A 20,452-nucleotide genomic window follows, 5' to 3' on the forward strand; every position below is an offset into this window, starting at 1 on the left:
TAGAACAGCCATCGCCACTTCGGATTACTGTTTGACGCTCAAGTAATCGCCGGTCGTATTCAGTGAGATGGTCACGTTGTTGTTGCTGCGATTACGCCAAAACCAACCGTGGGTGCCGTCAAAAATGGCAGTCAATTCACCTTTATCACTTTTGACCTGCTTGCCCTTGTTGTAGCTGTGGAAGTAACCCTTTTCACCGTTGTAGGGCTCGCCGTGGGTGTCGTAGTTCACAGGCCCACCAGCCGCTGTCCATTCATAGCTGACAGTCTTGTTCTTCAGCACTTCCAGTTTGATCTCTGTCCCTTCACCAGGTTTGAGCGTGACGGTCATTTGATTCGACTTCATAGCTGGGGCGGGTGCCGCCGCTGGTTCGGTCGCAGGTAACGCAGCAGGTTGGATTTGCGCAATCTGCGGAGCTGGAGCTGGAGCTGGAGCTGGAGCTGGACCTACTGCTTGTGGTGGCGCTGCATCCGCCAACGCCTCTTGAGCAAGGCTGATCTTCAATTCGCCCATTTGGGTCAGGCCCAGTGCGTGGCCCACACCCGTAGGATCAACGGCATATTCCGAAGGCATGACCACTGTCACCAGCAGGCCGACCGCAGTCAGTAGGGCAATGACAGTCGAGCGCACCAGTTCGCGAGTGCTGGGCAATTCATTAACAGTTGGAAGCGGAGTATTGAACATGGTCAGAATTCCTTACGCGGAGACAAACAAGCCGGTGATCTGGTAACCCATCAGCAGGAAACCGGCACTCATCATGGCGACGTTAGCGGTGTAGGCATGGCGCCAGAAACTTCCGGTGCGCCGCCAATACCCCATCAGAATGAGAATCGCGCTGAGGGCCAGCAATTGGCCGATCTCGACGCCGACGTTGAAGGCGATCAGGTTCGGAATCAGGCCATCAGGCGAAATTTCGTACTCCTGGATCTTGTTGGCCAGACCGAAGCCATGGAGCAGGCCGAAGATCAGGGTGGCCACCTTGGTGTTGGGTTGGAAACCGAACCAGCGCTGGAACGCGCCCAGGTTGTCGAGCGCCTTGTACACCACCGAGAAACCGATGATGGCGTCGATGATGTAAGAGCTGATGCTGACCTCGGTCAGCACGCCCAGCAGCAGCGTGACCGAGTGGCCTACGGCGAACAGCGTGACGTAGAGCCTCACATCTTTCAGGCGATAGAGGAAGAAGATTACCCCGAACAGAAACAGCAGGTGGTCGTAGCCCGTCATCATGTGCTTGGCGCCCATATAGATGAAGGGCAGCAACATGACACCGGAGCTTTCCTGGATGAACCCCTTGTCGCCTTCAGCGACGGCATGAGCCATCGCCTCGGGCATTGCGAGGAAAAGTGATGCGACAAATAAAAACAGCAGCAGTAGCAGGCGACGCGAAGGCGCAGTAAGTGCGTCAACGCCGCTCATCGAGTGCGAATGCATAGATCAATCCTACGTTGCAGGGATCAAAGGCCGCAGGGCGGCCATGGTCAGGATGCGAACGAAGGACGGGGTGGCCGCTCGATCAGGAAAATCGGCGGACGAGGAACGGAATAGCGTGGCGCATCGACTCGCAAAGAGAGCTTCGGCTGCGCAGCCAAGCTCAACGCGGACGTAAGCTGTGGCGTTTCGTGCTGATGATCAGGGGTCAACGGGGAGTGATAGTGATCCGAGCACCTCACACACGACATCTCGGCTTGCTGTTCATGGGAGTGATGGGCATCTTGCGCAATCTCCCAGGCTGGCTGTTTCGATGTCACTGACAAGGTATAGGTATGCCCGGCCCAGGCCACAAACATGGCGAGAACAAGCGCGATTACCACCGTGGTTGTCAGTGTTCTGCTGAACATAGCGTTCGGGTTTCAACTCGTTTTGTAGGGCTGTGAAGCGTTTGACCATATCCTCCTAGGGGGGATAGGATGCCAGCGTAATTCATTGAGGCCCGAGGCTCAAGCCATGAGTGAGCACGAACACGAACACAACCATCCCCATACCCACCAAAGTCATGAGGCAATCATCAAGCGCCTCAAGCGGGCGGACGGCCATTTACGCGGTATCATCAGCATGATTGAAGAGGGGCGTCAGTGCGTAGACATCGCCCAGCAGTTGCATGCTGTTGAAAAAGCGGTGTGCCAAGCCAAGCGCACGCTCATTCAGGATCACATCGATCACTGCCTGGAGGACACCGTCTCGGCGTTGAACAATGGCGAGCGCGCGCCACTGGAAGCCTTCAAGCAAATCACCAAGTACCTCTAGGTCTGACATGCCCAACTTCGCTGAACTGCTACAACGAGGCGAGGCTCATGCCTTGGCATGACAACCCAGCATTCCTTGCTCAAGAGTCGAAGCCGCAGCCTGGATCTGATCAAGTGGCTGGCGATGCTGACCATGGTCATCGACCACTTGCGGTTGGTGTGGCCGGAGATGAGCTATCTGTTCATTCCCGGACGGCTGTCTTTTCCGTTGTTCTGCGTTGCCATTGCGGCCAACGTGGCGCGCTCGACGTCGGGCGAATTACTGACTGCCGCGAACGGTCGCTACCTCGCGTTGATGCTGTTGTTAACCGCCATTTCCGAAGTACCTTACCGCTATATCAGCACCTCGGGATCATTTAACGTGCTGCTGACCCTGGCATTGGGGTTGGTGATTGCCTGGGGATGGCAACATCGCACCTTGTTGAGTGGCTCTATGGCGTTGATTGCCGCCGTCGTTGCCTACGTGCTAGATGATCCGCTGATGTATGGCCTCTACGGTGCACTCGTTCCAGCGGCGGTCTTGTTAGCGATCAAGAGCCCCGGTGTTCTTGGTTTGCTACCAGCGGCTCTCTGCCTGTTGAGCAACACCCGCAGCAGTATCGTGACCAGGGCGTTGGACTTGGAGGTCTATTCGTTGCTGGCCTTGAGCACTGCGTTCGCTGCTCCCCTGATTGGACTCTGGCTTTTACCGCAGTCGATCACTTTCAAAATCTGACCAGTGCGGCAATGGGGCTACTGGTTCTATCCAGGCCACCTTGCCGCACTGCAAGCGCTACGGTTTCTGGTCTGAAAACTGACCAACCAGCCTAAGCAAATCTTAGGGACTTACGGTCGTCTATCTGGCCATCGGCGATGCTGATCATCGATCACGTACGGGTGTTCGTGATCCATACCATCCTGCCCGTCGAGGTGAGTGTGATCGTCCGGCAGGTTCTCATGGGTGTGTTTGATCGACTCTTGGTCATGCGCCGGACGCCAGATCACGATACTGACCACCAGTGCGCCACCTGCCACGACAGCGAGCCCCAAAAATGACGCCGTGAGGCTGATATTGGCACCCAGCCATCCGGCCAAGGGATAGGTAATCAACCAGCAGGCATGGGATAGCGCAAATTGGGAGGCGAACAACGCTGGGCGATCTTCGGTATGTGCCGAGCGACGGAGGAGCCGACCGCTTGGTGTCTGCGCCAGGGAATAGCCAACGCCGAGCAACATCCACAGCGGCAACAGGAAATTGTAGGTGGTCAGGTTGATGCCAATGGCCAAACCCACTACCAAGATTCCTCCGCCAAACAGCATGGCCGTTCGGTCTTTGATGTCTTTCAGCAGCCGAGGCAAGACCAAAGCAGCGATCATGGAGCCACCACCAAACGCGGCTAGCGCCAATGCCGTAGAACTCTGCGGCAGAGCGAAGCGCGACTGCACCAACACCACCGTATTGACGATTACCATGGCACTGGCGGCCGCTACCGTCAGGTTGAGAGCCAGCAGCCCTCGCAGGCGGGGCGTCGCTAGGAATATGCGCATGCCACGAGTGGTTCGTTCGTAGATGCTACGTCGAGGCGTCTGCTTCGCCTTTGGCAGCAACACTGTGCCGACCAAGGCTGCTGAGGCGAGGAAACCGATGACCGTACCGGCGAACAGGTTATGGAAGCTGATCACCGTCAGCAACGCGGCGGCGAGCATTGGGCTGGCGACACTTTCAAGATCGTAGGCCAGGCGCGATAGTGACAAGGCGCGGGTGTAGTCGTCTTCATCCGGCAGGATGTCCGGAATGGTCGCCTGGAACGTCGGGGTGAACGCCGCCGAGGCCGACTGAAGGACGAAAATCAGCACGTAGATTTGCCAGGCCTCCGTCACGAACGGCAGAGCCAGTGCGACCAAGGCTCGCACTAGATCCAGCGAAACCAGCATTGCCCGGCGGGGTAGACGTTCTGCAAAAGCCGCTGCAATCGACGCAACGCCGATGTAGGCCGTCATTTTAATCGCCAACGCTGTACCGAGGACGGCACCCGCTTGGGCGCCTGCAAGATCGAACGCCAGTAGGCCCAGCGCGACAGTGGCAAGACCTGTTCCTACGAGCGCAATTACTTGGGCCAGGAAGAGGTGACGGTAGGTTCGGTTGGCTAGAATTTTCAACATGAGAAATCTCACATGGAGAGGTGTGTAACCATCAGGTTGTCGAGCATTTCTCGTAGAAAGAGAGCGACGAACATTTTATTTGTAGATGATTTTGTATCCCCCCTAGGGGGATGTAGCGCCATCCTAAACCAGAGGCTGTGGCAGCTCAAGAAATAGGCGCTCAGTCTTTCATCGAATGTCAGTAGAGAGCGAGGAAGTCGCTTGCCTGATGAAGGCAATTAGCCATACTCTGTGGCGCGTGAGAGATCTCACGGATGTAAAAACATGAGCATGGAGTAAGCCCTGATGAAACTGTCTGCCCTTTTGATCGCCGCTTTACTTTCCATTACCTCCGTGGTGGCCTTCGCGCACAGCGGCGGTACTGATGCAAAAGGTTGCCATCGCAACCATAAAACGAACGACTATCACTGCCACTAAACGGCAAAAGCCCAGCTTGAGGCTGGGCTTTGATGCAAGCTGACTTTCTCACATTTGTGGAGGCCAGTTATGCGATTCACCTTGGCATTCCTTGCACCATGCATAGAGTGCGTCGTACAGGATCAGACCGTGTGCCAGCATTTCATGATCATCTGAATATTGCTGCGACAGTCCCAGTGAGATGGCATACAACCCAGCCGATTGCGGAGTCAGATCCAGGCGAGCGGTATCAGCGCCACGGACGATCTTGGCCAAGTGCTGCAAGGCTGGATCACTGAGTTGGTACTTTTTCAGAAACGCATCGAAGCTGCACAATTCGCCCTCGTGTGTCAGTTCTACGCCGGGAATGTCGTAGGGCGCAGCGTCTTTCTCCACCGCTAACCGCAGCACATCGGCGCTGGGTACGTATAAAAACTCGGGCTGCGGATCGATAAAGCGAGTGATCAACCAGGGACAGGCGATGCGGTCGATCTTGGGCCGTTCACGGGTAATCCACCTCATGGAACACCTCCTGCCTAGCTCGGTAGGCTGGGTGATCTGGCGCGCCCAGTGCCCGCCAGAGATTGTTAATCAACTCGTGCGGTCTAGCGCAGTAGATGCACTGCCAAACCGACAAGCGCACAGGTCATCAACACCTGGATGACGCCTCGCTTGAAGCGAAACAGGGCAACCGCGGCGGCAATCGCGATCAACGCTGAAGGCCAGTCGAGGTTGCCGCTGAAGCCCTTTGGCCACAGCACGTGATAGCCGAAGAAACACGCCAGATTGAGGGTCCGACGGGATCCTGGAAAAATCCGCCAAAAATGATCTAAATACCTGATAATAGGTTTTATTTTTCTGTTTATGAGGATTTCGCCAGAGTCCCGGACACGCCTCTCACTCTGACGCTAACTGATAATCTTCGCTTTGAAATTCAAGGGCGGGACCTCCCGTTTCAAATCCAGGGTGTAGTCGCCAAAGCGGTTGATATGAGCCGTGCGATACGGCGATAGCCCGCCCAGGAGTTCTCTGGTGAGGTCCTGTCCGTCGCCGGCGAATGTTTTCAATGCCTGCGTCATCTGCTCGACGTTGTGCAGTATGACCATATTGGCCACCAGCTGATTGTATTTGACGACCTTGCGCTGCTCGTGCCTGATATTCTCTGCAATAATGCCCTGCCCACCGAAAAACAACCACTTGGTAAAGTTGTTAAATTCTTCACTCTTGTTAGTGGCTGATTGGATCGTCTTGCGCAGTTCAACTTCATCCATGTACCGCAGTAAGAACATTGTTCGAACCACTTTCCCGAGCTCTCGAAAAGCGAAATATAACTTGTTCTTGCGACTGTAAGTGCCGAGACGGCGAAGGATCGTGGAGGCGGTAATCTGGCCTTTCTTGACAGAAACCGCGACCCGGAGCATGTCGCGCAAATGGGTCTCAATCAACTTAAAATTCACATGGCCTGTAAACAGTGAATCGATATTTCGGTAACGGTATCGCTTATCGGGCCGATACAGCGTCAGGTCATGGATGTTGCGGATGCGCGGCATCAGATTGATGCCCAACAGATAGGCCAGCCCGAACACGGGATAGCTCTGCGCCTGAGTGTCACCATGCAGTGTGTCGGGTTGAATATCGGATTTGTTGCTCATCAGACCGTCGAGGATGTAGACGGCTTCATACACACCACAGGGGATGAAGTGGCTAAAGAGCGCAATGTAAGTATCCGAGACATGGTAGTAACCAATGCCGCCATAGCCCCCATAGCGAATGTGGTATTCAGAGAGCAGGTTTTGCTCATAAAGATCCCACTTGGTGCCGTCTGCCGAAACGTGGCGGCCGGTCCCCCAGTATTTGGGCAAGTCGAACTTATTGTAGGCGTTCACCACCTGGACGATGGCTTTATCTAGTCGTTCCTCAGTGGCGTGTTTGAGGTTGAGCCAGGCTACTTGCCGCGGGCTGATGCCTTTGATGGATCGGGCTGTCTGTGTCGGCCCCAGGTTGCAGCCATAGCAAAACAAGGTTGTGATGAATCGCTTTTGGCCTTCGTCCAGGCGGGATTCATTACCCGACAAGGGCGCGAAATTGCCATGCAACTCGAGCCATTTTTCGGTATCGGTTAATACGTCGATGATACTGGCCTGCGGCAGTGTCTGCGTGATCAGCTCGTCGAGCCTCTTCAATTCGTGCGTGAGAGGTTCAGCCTTGAGCCGGCGTAACACCAACCTCCCATTTTGGATGTCCGCATGCAGGTTTTGCGGAAACCGTTCATCGACCCGCCGGGAGGCCTCCGTAAGCAACTCTTTCAGATGGACGCAGAACGCCTTTGGCTCACTCAGTGGCAATTCCACCTGCTGGCCGTACTCTTCGAGCTCCGCATCCAGTGTCTCATCATCAATCAGTTGCTCCCGATAATCATCAAATTGAGCACTGTGGGGTATGTGAAGATCGCCCGATGCCAGCTCCTGTTTGACATGAATCAGTATCCACAACTCCAGATACTTACGATGCAGTAGATCGTGGTCACCTGAGTGTTCGGACTTGACGAGCACCAACTTTCGCCACTTCTCCGGCATCCAGTCGGCGTCGAAGGGTTCGCCCATGGTGTCGTTGGCAGCCGCAATCTTGATGTACTCTGTACGGCTCGTCTGAAGGGAGCGAAAGAGCGTGAGCAATGCATTCGAGGTAGTGTCGTTAGAGGTGGACTTGAGATCGAGGATGGTAAGGCAATTGAACAACAGTGCACGCTTTTGGCGATAAGGTGCGAGCATAAAGGGATAGTAGTTATTGCCGGCATAGGCCATATGTTCGTTGCAGCGATCAATCAGCGCGCTGCTGTTCTCGCCGATAACCTCTTCAATGGACGCCAGTCGTCGCTGCTGGGACGTATCTTGCTCGTAGGCCGTCAGCACATCCTTGAACGTCTCGATCAGTCGATCAACGTGTTTTTGATGATCCAGAAGATACTGCTGTAACGCCGTTTGGGCATGGCTTTCCATGGCTCTGACCATACGGATATGCAGCTCGGCCACATCATCGAGCGCCTTGCTGTGCTGGCTGTGGATCAGGATCACAGCTAAGGCATAGCGTTTATTATGTTTCAGTTCGGCCATCTCTGCGGCATTCAGTGCCCGGGCTTCCAGTGCCAGTTGCCGGTGTTTGACAATCGGTAGCTTGACTGTGGGCATCTCTTGCCCAAGCCCCTGTAGCCAATGCACGTGCTGGAGATAACTGCGCACCTCCTTGTTGCCGGGGCGTTTCGGTTCGCGTTTGAGAATGTGCCAAGCGCTGTAGATCTGGCCGCTGGGCGAGAGAAGCTCATCAATTTTCTGCTTCGCCTCACCCGTCAGCTGAGAAGTGATCGCGCTAAAGCAGTACTCGTTCACCTCGTTGCGGGCTCGTCGCGCGGTGCGTTTCAGCACCGTAAAACCCGGCAACTCAAAGCGATGGCGCACCAACTCTTCGAGCATGACGTTCACAATGTCGGCGAGCATTTCCTTGGTTTCAGCCGCACCCAGTGCAACGTCATAAAGCCACGTGTTGTCGTTGCTCGCCAAGGGCCTAATACCCAGGTAGGTCCGGATCTGCTTCTGGTTTCTGTGCTTGGCCCCTGACCGCTCATACTGCAGGAGCTGCGTCTGGGTCGGCAACTTCCTAAACTGACACTGGTGGCCAACATGGGGTCGTCTCAGAAAACGGAAAATAAAGCACGCTAAGGCATAGCCGAACCTGCCAAGCTTGCTCCACCCTGTAGTGACGCGATCAGCGGGCAGGAAACGTTCCCCCTTCGCGCATGGCAGGCGCACACCAACTCAGACAGCACGGCCTCCATGCGCGCCAGGTCAGCCATTTTCTCGCGCACGTCCTTGAGCTTGTGCTCGGCCAGACTGCTGGCTTCCTCGCAATGGGTGCCATCCTCCAGCCGCAGCAGCTCGGCGATCTCATCCAGGCTGAAGCCCAGCCGCTGGGCTGATTTCACGAAGCGCACCCGCGTTACATCCGCCTCGCCATAGCGGCGGATGCTGCCATAGGGCTTGTCAGGCTCCAGCAACAAGCCCTTGCGCTGATAGAAACGGATGGTCTCCACATTGACCCCGGCCGCCTTGGCGAAAACGCCAATGGTCAGGTTCTCCAAATTGTTTTCCATATCGCTTGACTCCGTACATGAGTACGGAAGTAAGGTTACGCTATCCAATTTCAATTCGAAAGGACAAGCGCATGTCTGAACCAAAAACCGGGCGCGGCGCGCTCTTCACTGGAGGGCTTGCCGCCATCCTCGCCTCGGCTTGCTGCCTCGGGCCGTTGGTTCTGATCGCCTTGGGGTTCAGCGGCGCTTGGATCGGCAACTTGGCGGTGTTGGAACCCTATCGCCCCATCTTTATCGGCGTGGCGCTGGTGGCGTTGTTCTTCGCCTGGCGGCGCATCTACCGGCAGGCAGCGGCCTGCAAACCGGGTGAGGTCTGCGCGATTCCCCAAGTGCGAGCTACTTACAAGCTCATTTTCTGGATCGTGGCCGCGCTGGTTCTGGTCGCGCTCGGATTTCCCTACGTCATGCCATTTTTCTACTGATCGGAGTTCACCATGAAGAAACTGTTTGCCTCCCTCGCCCTCGCCGCCGTTGTTGCCCCCGTCTGGGCCGCCACCCAGACCGTCACGCTGTCCGTACCGGGCATGACCTGCTCCGCCTGCCCGATCACTGTCAAGAAGGCGATTTCCAAGGTCGAAGGCGTCAGCAAAGTTGACGTGACTTTCGAGACACGCCAAGCGGTCGTCACCTTCGACGATGCCAAGACCAGCGTGCAGAAGCTGACCAAGGCAACCGCAGACGCGGGCTATCCGTCCAGCGTCAAGCAGTGAGTCACTGAAAACGGCACCGCAGCACAACGGACGTCATTGTCTGGCGCCACAAACGATAAAGGATCTGTTGCATGACCCATCTAAAAATCACCGGCATGACTTGCGACTCGTGCGCGGCGCACGTCAAGGAAGCGCTGGAAAAAGTGCCAGGCGTGCAGTCGGCGCTGGTGTCCTATCCGAAGGGCACAGCGCAACTCGCCATCGTGCCGGGCACATCGCCGGACGCGCTGACTGCCGCCGTGGCCGGACTGGGCTACAAGGCAACGCTAGCCGATGCGCCACTGGCGGACAACCGCGTCGGACTGCTCGACAAGGTGCGGGGATGGATGGCCGCCGCCGAAAAGCACAGTGGCAACGAGCCCCCGGTGCAGGTAGCGGTCATTGGCAGCGGTGGAGCCGCGATGGCGGCGGCGCTGAAGGCCGTCGAGCAAGGCGCGCAGGTCACGCTGATCGAGCGCGGCACCATCGGCGGCACCTGCGTCAATGTCGGCTGTGTGCCGTCCAAGATCATGATCCGCGCCGCCCACATCGCCCATCTGCGCCGGGAAAGCCCGTTCGATGGCGGTATTGCGGCAACTGTGCCTACGATTGACCGCAGTAAGCTGCTGGCCCAGCAGCAGGCCCGCGTCGACGAACTGCGGCACGCCAAGTACGAAGGCATCCTGGGCGGTAATCCGGCCATCACCGTTGTGCACGGTGAGGCGCGCTTCAAGGACGACCAGAGCCTTACCGTCCGTTTGAACGAGGGTGGCGAGCGCGTCGTGATGTTCGACCGCTGCCTGGTCGCCACGGGTGCCAGCCCGGCGGTCCCGCCGATTCCGGGGTTGAAAGAGTCACCCTACTGGACTTCCACCGAGGCCCTGGCGAGCGACACCATTCCCGAACGCCTTGCCGTAATCGGCTCGTCGGTGGTGGCGCTGGAGCTGGCGCAAGCCTTTGCCCGGCTGGGCAGCAAGGTCACGGTCCTGGCGCGCAATACCTTGTTCTTCCGTGAAGACCCGGCCATCGGCGAGGCGGTGACAGCCGCTTTCCGTGCCGAGGGCATCGAGGTGCTGGAGCACACGCAAGCCAGCCAGGTCGCCCATATGGACGGTGAATTCGTGCTGACCACCACGCACGGTGAATTGCGCGCCGACAAACTGCTGGTTGCCACCGGTCGGACACCGAACACGCGCAGCCTCGCGCTGGACGCAGCGGGGGTCACTGTCAATGCGCAAGGTGCCATCGTCATCGACCAAGGCATGCGCACGAGCAACCCGAACATCTACGCGGCCGGCGACTGCACCGACCAGCCGCAGTTCGTCTATGTGGCGGCAGCGGCCGGCACCCGTGCCGCGATCAACATGACCGGCGGCGATGCGGCGCTCGACCTGACCGCAATGCCGGCCGTGGTGTTCACCGATCCGCAAGTGGCGACCGTGGGCTACAGCGAGGCGGAAGCCCACCACGACGGGATCGAGACCGACAGCCGCACCTTGACCTTGGACAACGTGCCGCGTGCGCTCGCCAACTTCGACACACGCGGCTTCATCAAGTTGGTTATCGAGGAAGGCAGCCATCGGCTGATCGGCGTACAGGCGGTCGCGCCGGAAGCGGGTGAACTGATCCAGACGGCGGCTCTGGCCATTCGCAACCGCATGACGGTGCAGGAACTGGCCGACCAGTTGTTCCCCTACCTGACGATGGTCGAGGGGTTGAAGCTCGCGGCGCAGACCTTCAACAAGGATGTGAAGCAGCTTTCCTGCTGCGCCGGGTGAGAAAAAGGAGGTGTTCAATGAACGCCTACACGGTGTCCCGGCTGGCTCTTGATGCCGGGGTGAGCGTGCATATCGTGCGCGACTACCTGCTGCGCGGATTGCTGCGCCCGGTGGCGTGCACACCAGGCGGCTACGGCTTGTTCGATGACGCCGCCTTGCAACGGCTGTGCTTCGTGCGGGCGGCCTTCGAGGCGGGCATCGGCCTCGACGCGCTGGCGCGGCTGTGCCGGGCGCTGGATGCGGCGGACGGCGACGAAGCGGCCGCGCAGCTTGCCCTGCTGCGTCAGTTCGTCGAGCGTCGGCGCGAAGCGTTGGCCGATCTGGAAGTGCAGTTGGCCACCCTGCCGACCGAGCCGGCACAGCACGCGGAGAGTCTGCCATGAACAACCCCGAGCGCTTGCCGTCCGAGACGCACAAACCGATCACCGGCTACCTGTGGGGCGGACTGGCTGTGCTGACTTGCCCCTGCCACCTGCCCATCCTCGCTGTCGTGCTGGCCGGCACAACCGCCGGTGCTTTCCTCGGCGAGCATTGGGTCATCGCGGCGCTCGGTTTGACCGGCCTGTTCCTTCTGTCCCTGTCGCGGGCGTTGCGGGCATTCAGGGAAAGAGAATGAGCGCTTTCCGGCCGGATGGATGGACGACGCCGGACATCGAGCGCGAAGGCGTCGGCCGCGACGGCGAGCCGGGGCAGGCGTACAGCACGACCACCGACGACGCCGACCTGGCCGCCTTCGAGGAACGTGGCCGCGAGGACCGTCACCAGTTCCGCTTCATCGTCTCGCCGGAAGATGCCGCCGAGCTGGAAGACCTGCGGCGCTACACCCGCGACCTGATGACCCGCATGGAAGCCGATTTGGGCACGAGACTCGATTGGGTTGCCGTCGATCACTGGAACACCGACAACCCGCACACCCATGTCGTCTTGCGCGGCAAGGACGACACCGGCAAAGACCTCATCATCTCGCAGGAGTACATCACGCGCGGCATGCGCGAACGTGCCGCCGAACTCGCCACCGAATGGCTCGGGCCTCGCACCGAGCTGGAGATCCAGCGCAGCATGGCGCGCGAGGTGGAACAGGAACGGTGGACGGGGTTGGACCGTACCCTACAGCGTGAAGCGGCGGACGGCCTGGTGCATGTCGAACACTTCAACGAACCCCGGCTGCAACGCCAGCGCCTGCTGCTGGTTGGCCGCCTGCAACGCTTGCAGCGCATGGGACTAGCGAGTGAAAGCCAGCCTGGTGTGTGGGCCGTTCATGCCGACGCGGAACCAACGCTGCGCGCGATGGGCGAGCGCGGCGACATCATCCGCACCATGCAACGGGCCATGAGCGGCCAGCCGCGCGAGCTGGCTGTCTTCGAGCCAGGTGAGGACGGCCGAACCGTCATCGGCCGGGTGGCCGCCAAGGGGCTGGCCGACGAACTGCTCGACCGGGGCTATCTGATCATCGACGGCGTGGATGGCAAGGCCCACTATGTCGCGCTCAACGCCCGCGACGCACCCGGCAACTACCCGACCGGCGCTGTGGTGGAAGTGCACGGTTCCGCCGAGGTGCGGACGGCGGACAGGAACATCGCCGCGCTGGCGAGCGATGGGCTGTATCGCACCGATCATCACCTGGCGATTGCACAAGGTCAGGCGCAGGCCGGCCGCGATCCGCAGGAAGTCGTTGCGGCCCATGTCCGTCGGCTGGAAGCCCTGCGCCGGGCCGGTATCGTGGAGCGTGTGGCCGAGGGGCTGTGGAAGGTGCCGGACGATCTGCCCGCACGCGGGCATCAGTATGACGCGCAGCGCCTGGGCGGCGTGGCCGTGGAGTTGAAATCGCACCTGCCCATCGAGCGGCAGGCTCACGTGATCGGGGCTACCTGGCTGGATCAGCAGTTGATCGGTGGCGGCAAGAGATTTGGAGATTTTGGCTTTGGCAGCGAGGTCAAGGACGCGCTACAGAATCGGGCAGATTTCCTGGCCAAACAGGGACTGGCCGAGCGGCGCGGCCAGCGGGTGATCCTGGCGCGCAACCTGCTGGCGACGCTGCGCAATCGGGAACTGACGCAGGCCGCGCAGGACATTGCCACCGAAACCGGGCTGGAGCATCGCTCAGTGGCCGACGGGCAGCGCGTGGCCGGCATCTATCGGCGCAGCATCATACTTGCCAGCGGGCGCTATGCGATGCTCGATGACGGCATTGGGTTCCGTCTGGTCCCGTGGCGGCCGGTGATCGAACAGAGACTGGGACAGCAGATCGCCGCCACGGTGCGAGGCGGTGGCGTGTCGTGGGAAATCGGACGTACCAAGGGCATATCCGTCTAGTGTCGGATGCCCCATGCAGCTCCACGTCTCGAAGCCGGCGTCAATCGCGCGGCGGGTGGCCTGCTGATCGCCGAGCGCTTCCGTTTGTGTTCGCACGCCCTAGCACGATCTCAACTTGACGCGCCAGATCAGCTTCCTGGTGCAACCAAGCACGAAAAGCTAAAAGTGCCGGGTCTTCCTTTCGGATAGCGCGATATTCTAGAAGCCAACCCCCGACTGTGTGCGCGACGATCGGGAATGGCGCAACCAGGCGGCCCGCCGCCAGGGCATCGCTGACGTAAGGGATTTGAGCGATAGCGACTCCGACCCCGTCGAGCGCTGCCTGCATCGCCATGACGTTGCTCTCGAATGACACCTCACCGGCGGGGTGCAGGGGGAAACCTAAGCCCGCCGCTTCGAACCAGTGTGGCCATTCATCGGGCATGCCGGACACGGTGATGAGAGTCGCGGTGCGCAAGTCGTCAGGCGAGCGCAGCGTGGATGCGAGCGTAGGCGTACAGACCGGCACGACGGCGCTCGGGAATAAGTGCTCTGCATTGTAGCCCGGCAACGCGTCGGTATCGCGTCGGATAGTGCAGGTCCAGTCATCGCGTACCGGGCGCGTGGCGCCACCCGTCGCCACGCGCACTTCGACGTCGGGATGGCTGCGATAGAAGTTTGCCAGTCGCGGGATCAGCCAAGTGATCGCCAAGGTTGGGCCGACCCCAACCGTCAACACGGGGCCACTACGCATCGCCGTAACGCTTTCAGTGATCCGGGAGATGGAATCGAAAGCATCAGTTAGACCGGACAGCAGCGCCTGCCCTTGCGCCGTCAGCTCAAGCGCGTTTGCATGTCGCCGAAACAGAGGAAAACCAAGGCGATCTTCCAGCAGACGGACCAAGCGGCTTACCGCAGTTTGGGTGACGTTCAGCTCTCTTGCCGCGGCGGTGAAACTGCCATGCCGGCCCGTTGCTTCAAAAGCGCGTAGTCCGTTCAGTGAGGGAAGTCGTCGTACCATATGAAACCTCTTCCATTTTATACCCCAATTTTTCCTTGGTGATAGGGTAAGTTAAAAGCGTTTGTCCGGAAAGTAATTTACCCTTATTATTCCATCAATAAACTCGCTTCATGCGGAGGACGCGCATGCACTGCCGCACTGGTTCAGACTCAGTTTTTAATGGGCTAACGTCAGTGCAACGTCCAGTTCCGGTCAGACCCGGCAATATGGGCTGCGCAGTACGTCGCGAGGCAAGGTGTGACCATAAGCCAACGCCGCTTCGTGGCGCGGCTTAATTCAAGCGTTAGGCGGCAAGAAGCACCATCGCGTAATCCACTCATCGAAATGGAGATTGAAAATGAATCTACTAACTAAACTTATCGGTTTCTTTTGCGTGGCGATTCTTGCTACATCTGTAGCTCAAGCACAAGATCCGAAAGACATCCCACAAAAATCTGGTGTAACACCTACTGATCTCGTAGTACGCGGTGTGGACGGCACAGCAAATCTGGAATTCATAGTCATAGATGTGATGTACGAGCCGAGTGGTATTAACCGTCGCCATTTTCATCCGGCGGCGGTCACTTTTTATGTAATTTCCGGGACACCAGTTTTCCAAGAGGAGGGCAAGGAACCCATTACCCTACAACCTGGTGAAAGCCTGCTTGTTCCGGCCGGCACCACTCATTCCCATTGGAATCCTAGCGAGACTGAAGGTGTTCGATGGCTGGAATTCATTGTGGCTGAAAAAGGCAAAGGAAAATCCATCCGAAAGCCATTGAAAGACTAGGATGCAATTGCGTGAAGCGATGCGGAATCTACTCACGGCGACGGCGGCTGTCGCTGTGATCCTCGCCTGCGGGCCCGCTGTCGCACAGGATTCCGTCAGCGCCCGGCTGGAGGCGCTGCAGGCGGAAATCAGCAAGCTGCAGAACGAAGTCGCGACCCTGAAAGGGGACGTTGCGGAGGGGCGGGAAGAAGCCAGAGGGGCCGCCGAACAGGTGGTTGCGGCCAGAACGGCGACGCCCGCCGACGCACCTAGCGTCCGGGTGTCCTCCAGCAACCGGCCGACGATCTGTAGCCCCGACGGACGAAACTGCATCTCTCTCACGAGCCGCCTGCAGCTCGACTTCGGCGGTTACAACTACCGGCCGAACACCATAGCCACGACGCCGCAGGACCTTGTCGGCGGCGCGATCGCGCGCCGAGCGCAGTTTGGCGTTATCGGCACGTTCCTGGACGACTGGGAGTACAACCTCGTCTTTGAGGGCGGCGGGTCCGGCGGCGCCACCAGCGCGGTCTTCGACAAAGGTTACCTTACCTATAGCGGTTTCAAACCATTCAAGATCTGGGGCGGCATTCTCAGCGTGCCTTACATGCTCGACCGAGCGACAAGTAACAACAACATCACCTTTATGGAGCGAGCCGCGCCCGTGGAAGTCGCCGCCGGCATCGGCGGAGCCACGCGTTCCGCTTTCGGCATTACCGCCAACGACCGGCAATGGTGGGCCGGCGCCTTCCTGACGGGACCGGCCTCCGGCAGGACATCGCACGATGCAAGGCAGACCGCCGCGACCGGACGGGTGGTGTTCCTGCCAGTTCTGACCGACAGCGCCTCGCTCCTGATCGGCGGCGACGTGCAGTACCTGTTCGATGCGCCGACGGGCGCCTCGGAACTGAACCTGCGAGACCGGATTGAGATGCGCATCGACGGCAACTGTTGACGCCAACCGAAAACTGACCATTTTTTGAGGGTTGTGCCAACCCAAAATTGACCAGGGTGTATCACGCTCCTGCTGCATTTTTCAGCAGGAGCAAGACGAGGTGATCACCATGGACATGATAGGCAAGGTCAGGCGCATGAAGATGCGCGATGGACTGACACACAGCGAGATAGCTCGGCGCACAGGGCTGTCAAGAAACACGGTCAAGAAGTGGCTCAGGGCGGACAGTGACGTTGAGCCCAAATACCGACGCAAGGGCAAAGACACGTTGCTCACACCGTTTGAGAGCACGCTGGTTTCAGCACTCAAAGCTGACGCACACCGCCCGCGGGAGCATCGGCGTACCGCGCGGGCTTTACTTGCCCAACTTCAGGCGCAAGGGTATCGAGGTGGCTACACCACGCTGACCAACTTCATCCGTGATTGGCGAGAGCAGTGCGGCAAAGATGTCACGCGTGCCTTCGTACCGTTGAGCTTTGAGTTGGGGGAGGCCTTCCAGTTCGATTGGAGCGAGGAAGGGATCGTGGTCGGTGGGGTGTACTACCAGGCGCAGGCGGCCCATCTGAAGCTTTGTGCCAGCCGAGCCTTCTGGCTGGTGGCCTACCCCAGCCAAGGGCATGAAATGCTGTTCGATGCGCACACGCGCTCGTTTGCGGCCTTAGGCGGCGTGGCCCGGCGCGGAATCTACGACAACATGAAGACGGCCGTGGACAAGGTCACCAAAGGCAAAGGTCGAGTGGTCAATGCTCGATTCAAGGCCATGTGCAGCCATTACCTGTTCGAGCCTGATTTTTGCAACGTGGCCTCCGGCTGGGAGAAAGGCGTGGTGGAGAAGAACGTGCAGGACAGTCGGCGGCGCATTTGGATCGAAGCGCGTGAGCGCAAGTTTGGCAGCTTCGCCGAGTTAAACGCTTGGTTGGGCGAGCGCTGCAAATCGATCTGGGTTGATACACAGCATCCTCACCACAAACACTCCAGCATTGCCGAGGTGCTGATGCTGGAGCGCGAGCACCTGATGGGCATGCCCACACCATTTGATGGTTACGTTGAGAGGGTGGCGCGGGTCAGCAGCACGTGCTTGGTGACGGTGGCACGCAACCGTTATTCCGTGCCTTGCGAATGGGCCGGCAAGATGGTCAGTACCCGGCTGTACCCCATGCGCGTGGATGTGGTGGCTGCAGACGCCCTTGTGGCCAGTCATGGCCGACTGTTTGACCGTGGTCACACGGCCTACGACTGGCAACACTACATCGATCTGGTGCAACGCAAGCCTGGCGCTTTGCGCAACGGCACACCCTTTATGGATCTACCGGCGCCGTTGGCCAGTCTGCGTCGCGCACTGATCAGTCGCAGTGGAGGCGACCGCATCATGGCCGATGTGTTGGCCCTGGTGCCTGTATCGGGATTGGAGGCGGTTGTCGTGGCCGTGGAGCTTGTTCTGGAGCACGCCGCGCCCAGTGGGCAAATCAGCGTGGAGCACATTGTCAATGTGCTGGCCCGACTAAAAGACCCGCAGCGACCACCACCGGTGGCCACCGGACTCACGCTCAAAGTAGCACCTCTGGCCGACACCACACGTTATGACCAACTGCGCGACAGAGCCATTGCTGCAAAGGGAGTTTGACCATGCAAACGGATGTACTGGCTGAACTCAAGAATTTGCGCCTGCATGGCATGGCACAGGCATGGGCTGAATTGCAGTCTCAAGGCGATGGTGTGGGGATGCAAACCTCGCGCTGGCTGGTGGAGCACTTGCTTCGTGCCGAGCACGTTGAACGTCACATGCGTTCAGTGGCTCACCAAATGAAATCCGCACGCTTCCCTTTGCACCGCGATCTCGCGGGCTTTGACTTTGAGGGGGCCCCAGTGGATCAGGCCTTGATCAAACAGCTGGCGGACCTCTCATTTGCCGAGCAGGCGCACAACGTGGTTCTGATCGGTGGGCCTGGAACGGGCAAAACCCACTTGGCGATTGCACTGGGCGTGGCCGGCATCACGCAGCATGGCAGGCGGGTGCGGTTTTACTCAACAGTGGATCTGGTCAATGCGCTGGAGCAGGAGAAGGCGCAAGGCCGAGCGGGACGACTGGCAGCCACGTTGTTGAACATGGACTTGGTGATTTTGGACGAGCTAGGGTATCTGCCCTTCAGTCAGGCCGGTGGGGCCTTGCTGTTTCATCTGCTGTCCAAACTCTACGAACACACCAGCGTGTTGATCACCACCAACCTGGCGTTTGCCGAATGGTCCAGCGTGTTTGGCGATGCCAAGATGACCACGGCATTGCTCGATCGGCTCACCCACCATTGCCACATCATCGAAACGGGCAACGACTCTTACCGATTCCGGCACAGCTCCAAGCGAACCAAGGCACAGGGAAAAGCAAGAGAGCAGGCCAAGAAGTCGATCATGGGTTCACCCGCTGACGACCAAGTCAGTGAGCCGTTCTGACATCAAAAGGGGAACAGAAAACCACCAACACACTACACTTATCCACAGCCGGGCACCACAAACCCGGCCTTCGATCCCTGGTCAAAATTCAGTTGGCACAGGTGGTCAAATTTGAATTGGCGCCAACAGCCATCGGCATTGACGCCCAGGAAAATCTGCTGACCAAGCTCACCGCCGAAGACGAGGCCCGCACCAAGAATGCTCGCGAGCAAGGCCGCATCTTCCTGAACCGACTGCGCGAACGGGCCACCGCTGCCGGTGCCGCGCTGGTCGATGTTCGCCAGCGGCACGGCGAACTTGAAGCAACGCTGGCCGAACAGGAAGACGGCGTGCGCCTGCTGATACTCGGACGCCGTGGCGAAGCCGCAGAAGCCACACAGCGCGACTTGGGCCGCAATGTGGAGCGGGTGGTACGTTCGCTGCACAAACCGATCCTGACCGTGACCGAAGGCTTCAAAGAGCCGCAGCGCGTGATGATCGCCTTCGACGGCGGTGTCGTGACCCGGCGTGGCGTCGAAATGGTCGCTGGCAGCCCGCTGTTCCGAGGTTTGCCTATCATCCTGCTGATGTCGGGGAAGAAAAGCCAGGATGCACCCAAGCAGCTTGATTGGGCCAAGACCACCTTGGAATCGGCTGGCTTCGACGTCACCGCCTCACTGATCCCCGGCGATGCGGAAAGCATCATCGCCAAGACGGTCAAGGAGCAGTCCATCGACATGCTCATCATGGGCGCATTCGGTCACTCGCCGCTGCGCACTTTGATGTTCGGCAGCAAGACCGCTGACCTGCTGCGTTCCTCGACCATCCCCACGCTTCTACTGCGATAGCGAAGGAGTCGCCTCAATGGACATGGAACAGTTCCGCGCTCGACTGCTGATCGAGCAAAGGGAAACCGTTGAGGCAATCCAGCAGGCTCAACAGTCCGCCGCGCCGGTCGAGCTGGATCAATCCTGTGTCGGTAGGGTGTCGCGTATCGACGCCCTCCAACAACAGGCTCTTGCCCAAGGATTGCGGGAGCGGCTGACCATTCGCAAGCGCAAGGTCGAAGCTGCGCTGGCCCGCCTCGACTCTGGCACCTATGGGCTGTGCTGCGCCTGTCACAGTGATTTGGAGCCGGAACTGTTGAACGCCGATCCTGCTGTTGTGTTCTGCCAGGAATGCGCGACAGCGCGTCAATGACAAAGCCGTATTGATGCCCAACGGCGGAGCCGTTTTGCCTTAACGTGCTTTATTTTCCGTTTTCTGAGGCGACCCCAACATGCTCAACAATTTCCCGTGGCACCGCCGCCAGGGACAGAAAATAGCCTAGACGCTGAAAGAGCTTAAGGTGAAGCAACAGGCCCAACCGCGCTACCGGAGTTTTTGCCGGTCGAGCCCAGCGCTGCTCAGCGTCAGAGGGTGTATAGGATTCCTGCAACTCCTTTTCAGTGATTTCGGATTTCAGCCTTGGGTAGGCTGTTTCGTGCAGGCTGCTCATGGCGCTCCCTCGCGTCGGTTAGTCCCATGTCGCCCCAGTGGCGGGATCCATGATCATCACTTCGAGCATGCACTGATGGTCATTGGCTAACGCATGCATTTGCTGAAGCAGCT

Annotated in this window: 20 protein-coding genes and 4 pseudogenes; 15 read left to right on the forward strand and 9 right to left on the reverse strand. The window is 58.9% G+C overall.

What is annotated here, in order from left to right:
• Window positions 1–24: 24 nt before the first annotated feature.
• Window positions 25–684, reverse strand: coding sequence for a transmembrane anchor protein (locus PSEUDOMOFG3G_RS12435; RefSeq protein ID WP_139050099.1), 660 nt, complete (start codon window positions 682–684; stop codon window positions 25–27).
• 12 nt (window positions 685–696) lie between these two features.
• A complete protein-coding gene (locus PSEUDOMOFG3G_RS12440) occupies window positions 697–1,434 on the reverse strand; it encodes a HupE/UreJ family protein (protein WP_139050100.1) in 738 nt (245 codons plus the stop codon).
• Window positions 1,435–1,947: 513 nt separating this feature from the next.
• On the opposite strand from PSEUDOMOFG3G_RS12440, the gene PSEUDOMOFG3G_RS12445 reads away from it, so the two are divergent.
• Both PSEUDOMOFG3G_RS12445 and PSEUDOMOFG3G_RS12450 read left to right on the forward strand, forming a co-directional pair.
• Window positions 1,948–2,247 (forward strand): metal-sensing transcriptional repressor, encoded by a 300-nt coding sequence (locus tag PSEUDOMOFG3G_RS12445; RefSeq protein WP_139050102.1) that lies wholly within the window; start codon window positions 1,948–1,950, stop codon window positions 2,245–2,247.
• 57 nt (window positions 2,248–2,304) lie between these two features.
• Window positions 2,305–3,036, forward strand: a pseudogene (locus PSEUDOMOFG3G_RS12450) (TraX family protein).
• Between the two features lie 35 nt (window positions 3,037–3,071).
• On the opposite strand, the gene PSEUDOMOFG3G_RS12455 reads toward PSEUDOMOFG3G_RS12450, so the two are convergent.
• Complete coding sequence (locus tag PSEUDOMOFG3G_RS12455; protein ID WP_139050103.1) at window positions 3,072–4,388, reverse strand: MFS transporter; 1,317 nt, start codon at window positions 4,386–4,388, stop codon at window positions 3,072–3,074.
• 285 nt (window positions 4,389–4,673) lie between these two features.
• Between PSEUDOMOFG3G_RS12455 and PSEUDOMOFG3G_RS12460 the strand changes: the two genes are divergently transcribed.
• On the forward strand, window positions 4,674–4,805 hold the full coding sequence (locus PSEUDOMOFG3G_RS12460; protein ID WP_139050104.1) for a YHYH domain-containing protein: 132 nt from the start codon (window positions 4,674–4,676) through the stop codon (window positions 4,803–4,805).
• A 48-nt stretch (window positions 4,806–4,853) separates the two neighbouring features.
• Here PSEUDOMOFG3G_RS12460 and PSEUDOMOFG3G_RS12465 read toward each other — a convergent pair whose 3' ends face one another.
• The 4 genes and pseudogenes from PSEUDOMOFG3G_RS12465 to PSEUDOMOFG3G_RS12480 form a co-directional block, all read right to left on the reverse strand.
• Window positions 4,854–5,306: a chromate resistance protein ChrB domain-containing protein gene (locus PSEUDOMOFG3G_RS12465; RefSeq protein ID WP_139050105.1), complete on the reverse strand. Its 453-nt coding sequence runs from the start codon at window positions 5,304–5,306 to the stop codon at window positions 4,854–4,856.
• A gap of 83 nt (window positions 5,307–5,389) precedes the next feature.
• Window positions 5,390–5,575, reverse strand: a pseudogene (locus PSEUDOMOFG3G_RS12470) (chromate transporter); the annotation flags it as partial.
• A gap of 117 nt (window positions 5,576–5,692) precedes the next feature.
• Window positions 5,693–8,464, reverse strand: a pseudogene (locus PSEUDOMOFG3G_RS12475) (Tn3 family transposase); the annotation flags it as partial.
• 32 nt (window positions 8,465–8,496) lie between these two features.
• Window positions 8,497–8,931, reverse strand: coding sequence for a mercury resistance transcriptional regulator MerR (locus PSEUDOMOFG3G_RS12480; RefSeq protein ID WP_003131969.1), 435 nt, complete (start codon window positions 8,929–8,931; stop codon window positions 8,497–8,499).
• Window positions 8,932–9,002: 71 nt separating this feature from the next.
• Between PSEUDOMOFG3G_RS12480 and merT the strand changes: the two genes are divergently transcribed.
• The 6 genes from merT to PSEUDOMOFG3G_RS12510 all read left to right on the forward strand — a co-directional run bounded on the left by merT (window position 9,003) and on the right by PSEUDOMOFG3G_RS12510 (window position 13,711).
• Window positions 9,003–9,353 (forward strand): mercuric ion transporter MerT, encoded by a 351-nt coding sequence (gene merT / locus PSEUDOMOFG3G_RS12485; RefSeq protein WP_003131974.1) that lies wholly within the window; start codon window positions 9,003–9,005, stop codon window positions 9,351–9,353.
• 12 nt (window positions 9,354–9,365) lie between these two features.
• A complete protein-coding gene (gene merP / locus PSEUDOMOFG3G_RS12490) occupies window positions 9,366–9,641 on the forward strand; it encodes a mercury resistance system periplasmic binding protein MerP (protein WP_003131987.1) in 276 nt (91 codons plus the stop codon).
• Between the two features lie 71 nt (window positions 9,642–9,712).
• Window positions 9,713–11,398 carry a mercury(II) reductase gene (gene merA / locus PSEUDOMOFG3G_RS12495; RefSeq protein ID WP_003156770.1) on the forward strand — a complete coding sequence of 562 codons (1,686 nt, stop codon included), beginning with the start codon at window positions 9,713–9,715 and terminating at the stop codon, window positions 11,396–11,398.
• Between the two features lie 17 nt (window positions 11,399–11,415).
• On the forward strand, window positions 11,416–11,781 hold the full coding sequence (merD, locus tag PSEUDOMOFG3G_RS12500; RefSeq protein ID WP_000995360.1) for a mercury resistance co-regulator MerD: 366 nt from the start codon (window positions 11,416–11,418) through the stop codon (window positions 11,779–11,781).
• Window positions 11,778–12,014 (forward strand): broad-spectrum mercury transporter MerE, encoded by a 237-nt coding sequence (gene merE / locus PSEUDOMOFG3G_RS12505; protein WP_003132004.1) that lies wholly within the window; start codon window positions 11,778–11,780, stop codon window positions 12,012–12,014. The genes merD and merE overlap by 4 nt, the downstream gene beginning before the upstream one ends.
• Window positions 12,011–13,711 (forward strand): relaxase/mobilization nuclease and DUF3363 domain-containing protein, encoded by a 1,701-nt coding sequence (locus PSEUDOMOFG3G_RS12510; RefSeq protein ID WP_257220743.1) that lies wholly within the window; start codon window positions 12,011–12,013, stop codon window positions 13,709–13,711. Before merE ends, PSEUDOMOFG3G_RS12510 begins: the two co-directional genes overlap by 4 nt.
• A 40-nt stretch (window positions 13,712–13,751) precedes the next feature.
• Here the strand turns inward: PSEUDOMOFG3G_RS12510 and PSEUDOMOFG3G_RS12515 are convergent, their stop codons facing one another.
• Complete coding sequence (locus PSEUDOMOFG3G_RS12515; protein ID WP_139050106.1) at window positions 13,752–14,711, reverse strand: LysR substrate-binding domain-containing protein; 960 nt, start codon at window positions 14,709–14,711, stop codon at window positions 13,752–13,754.
• A 337-nt stretch (window positions 14,712–15,048) separates the two neighbouring features.
• Here PSEUDOMOFG3G_RS12515 and PSEUDOMOFG3G_RS12520 point away from each other — a divergent pair, with 337 nt between their 5' ends.
• From PSEUDOMOFG3G_RS12520 to PSEUDOMOFG3G_RS12545, 6 genes are all read left to right on the forward strand, one after another.
• Window positions 15,049–15,480, forward strand: a complete 432-nt coding sequence (locus PSEUDOMOFG3G_RS12520; protein WP_139050107.1) for a cupin domain-containing protein — start codon at window positions 15,049–15,051, stop codon at window positions 15,478–15,480.
• A gap of 1 nt (window position 15,481) precedes the next feature.
• Window positions 15,482–16,414: a porin gene (locus PSEUDOMOFG3G_RS12525; RefSeq protein ID WP_139050108.1), complete on the forward strand. Its 933-nt coding sequence runs from the start codon at window positions 15,482–15,484 to the stop codon at window positions 16,412–16,414.
• Between the two features lie 109 nt (window positions 16,415–16,523).
• Complete coding sequence (gene istA, locus PSEUDOMOFG3G_RS12530; protein WP_139050537.1) at window positions 16,524–18,038, forward strand: IS21 family transposase; 1,515 nt, start codon at window positions 16,524–16,526, stop codon at window positions 18,036–18,038.
• Between the two features lie 2 nt (window positions 18,039–18,040).
• Window positions 18,041–18,862, forward strand: a complete 822-nt coding sequence (gene istB / locus PSEUDOMOFG3G_RS12535; RefSeq protein ID WP_139050109.1) for an IS21-like element helper ATPase IstB — start codon at window positions 18,041–18,043, stop codon at window positions 18,860–18,862.
• A gap of 101 nt (window positions 18,863–18,963) precedes the next feature.
• Complete coding sequence (locus PSEUDOMOFG3G_RS12540; protein ID WP_257220747.1) at window positions 18,964–19,689, forward strand: universal stress protein; 726 nt, start codon at window positions 18,964–18,966, stop codon at window positions 19,687–19,689.
• Between the two features lie 16 nt (window positions 19,690–19,705).
• Window positions 19,706–20,041, forward strand: a complete 336-nt coding sequence (locus tag PSEUDOMOFG3G_RS12545; protein ID WP_011518936.1) for a molecular chaperone DnaK — start codon at window positions 19,706–19,708, stop codon at window positions 20,039–20,041.
• Between the two features lie 76 nt (window positions 20,042–20,117).
• Here PSEUDOMOFG3G_RS12545 and PSEUDOMOFG3G_RS12550 read toward each other — a convergent pair.
• A pseudogene (locus PSEUDOMOFG3G_RS12550) lies at window positions 20,118–20,339 on the reverse strand (DUF4158 domain-containing protein); the annotation flags it as partial.
• Window positions 20,340–20,452 lie beyond the last annotated feature (113 nt).

This window comes from Pseudomonas sp. FG-3G, from assembly GCF_901007645.1.
Classification (GTDB): domain Bacteria; phylum Pseudomonadota; class Gammaproteobacteria; order Pseudomonadales; family Pseudomonadaceae; genus Aquipseudomonas; species Aquipseudomonas rhizophila.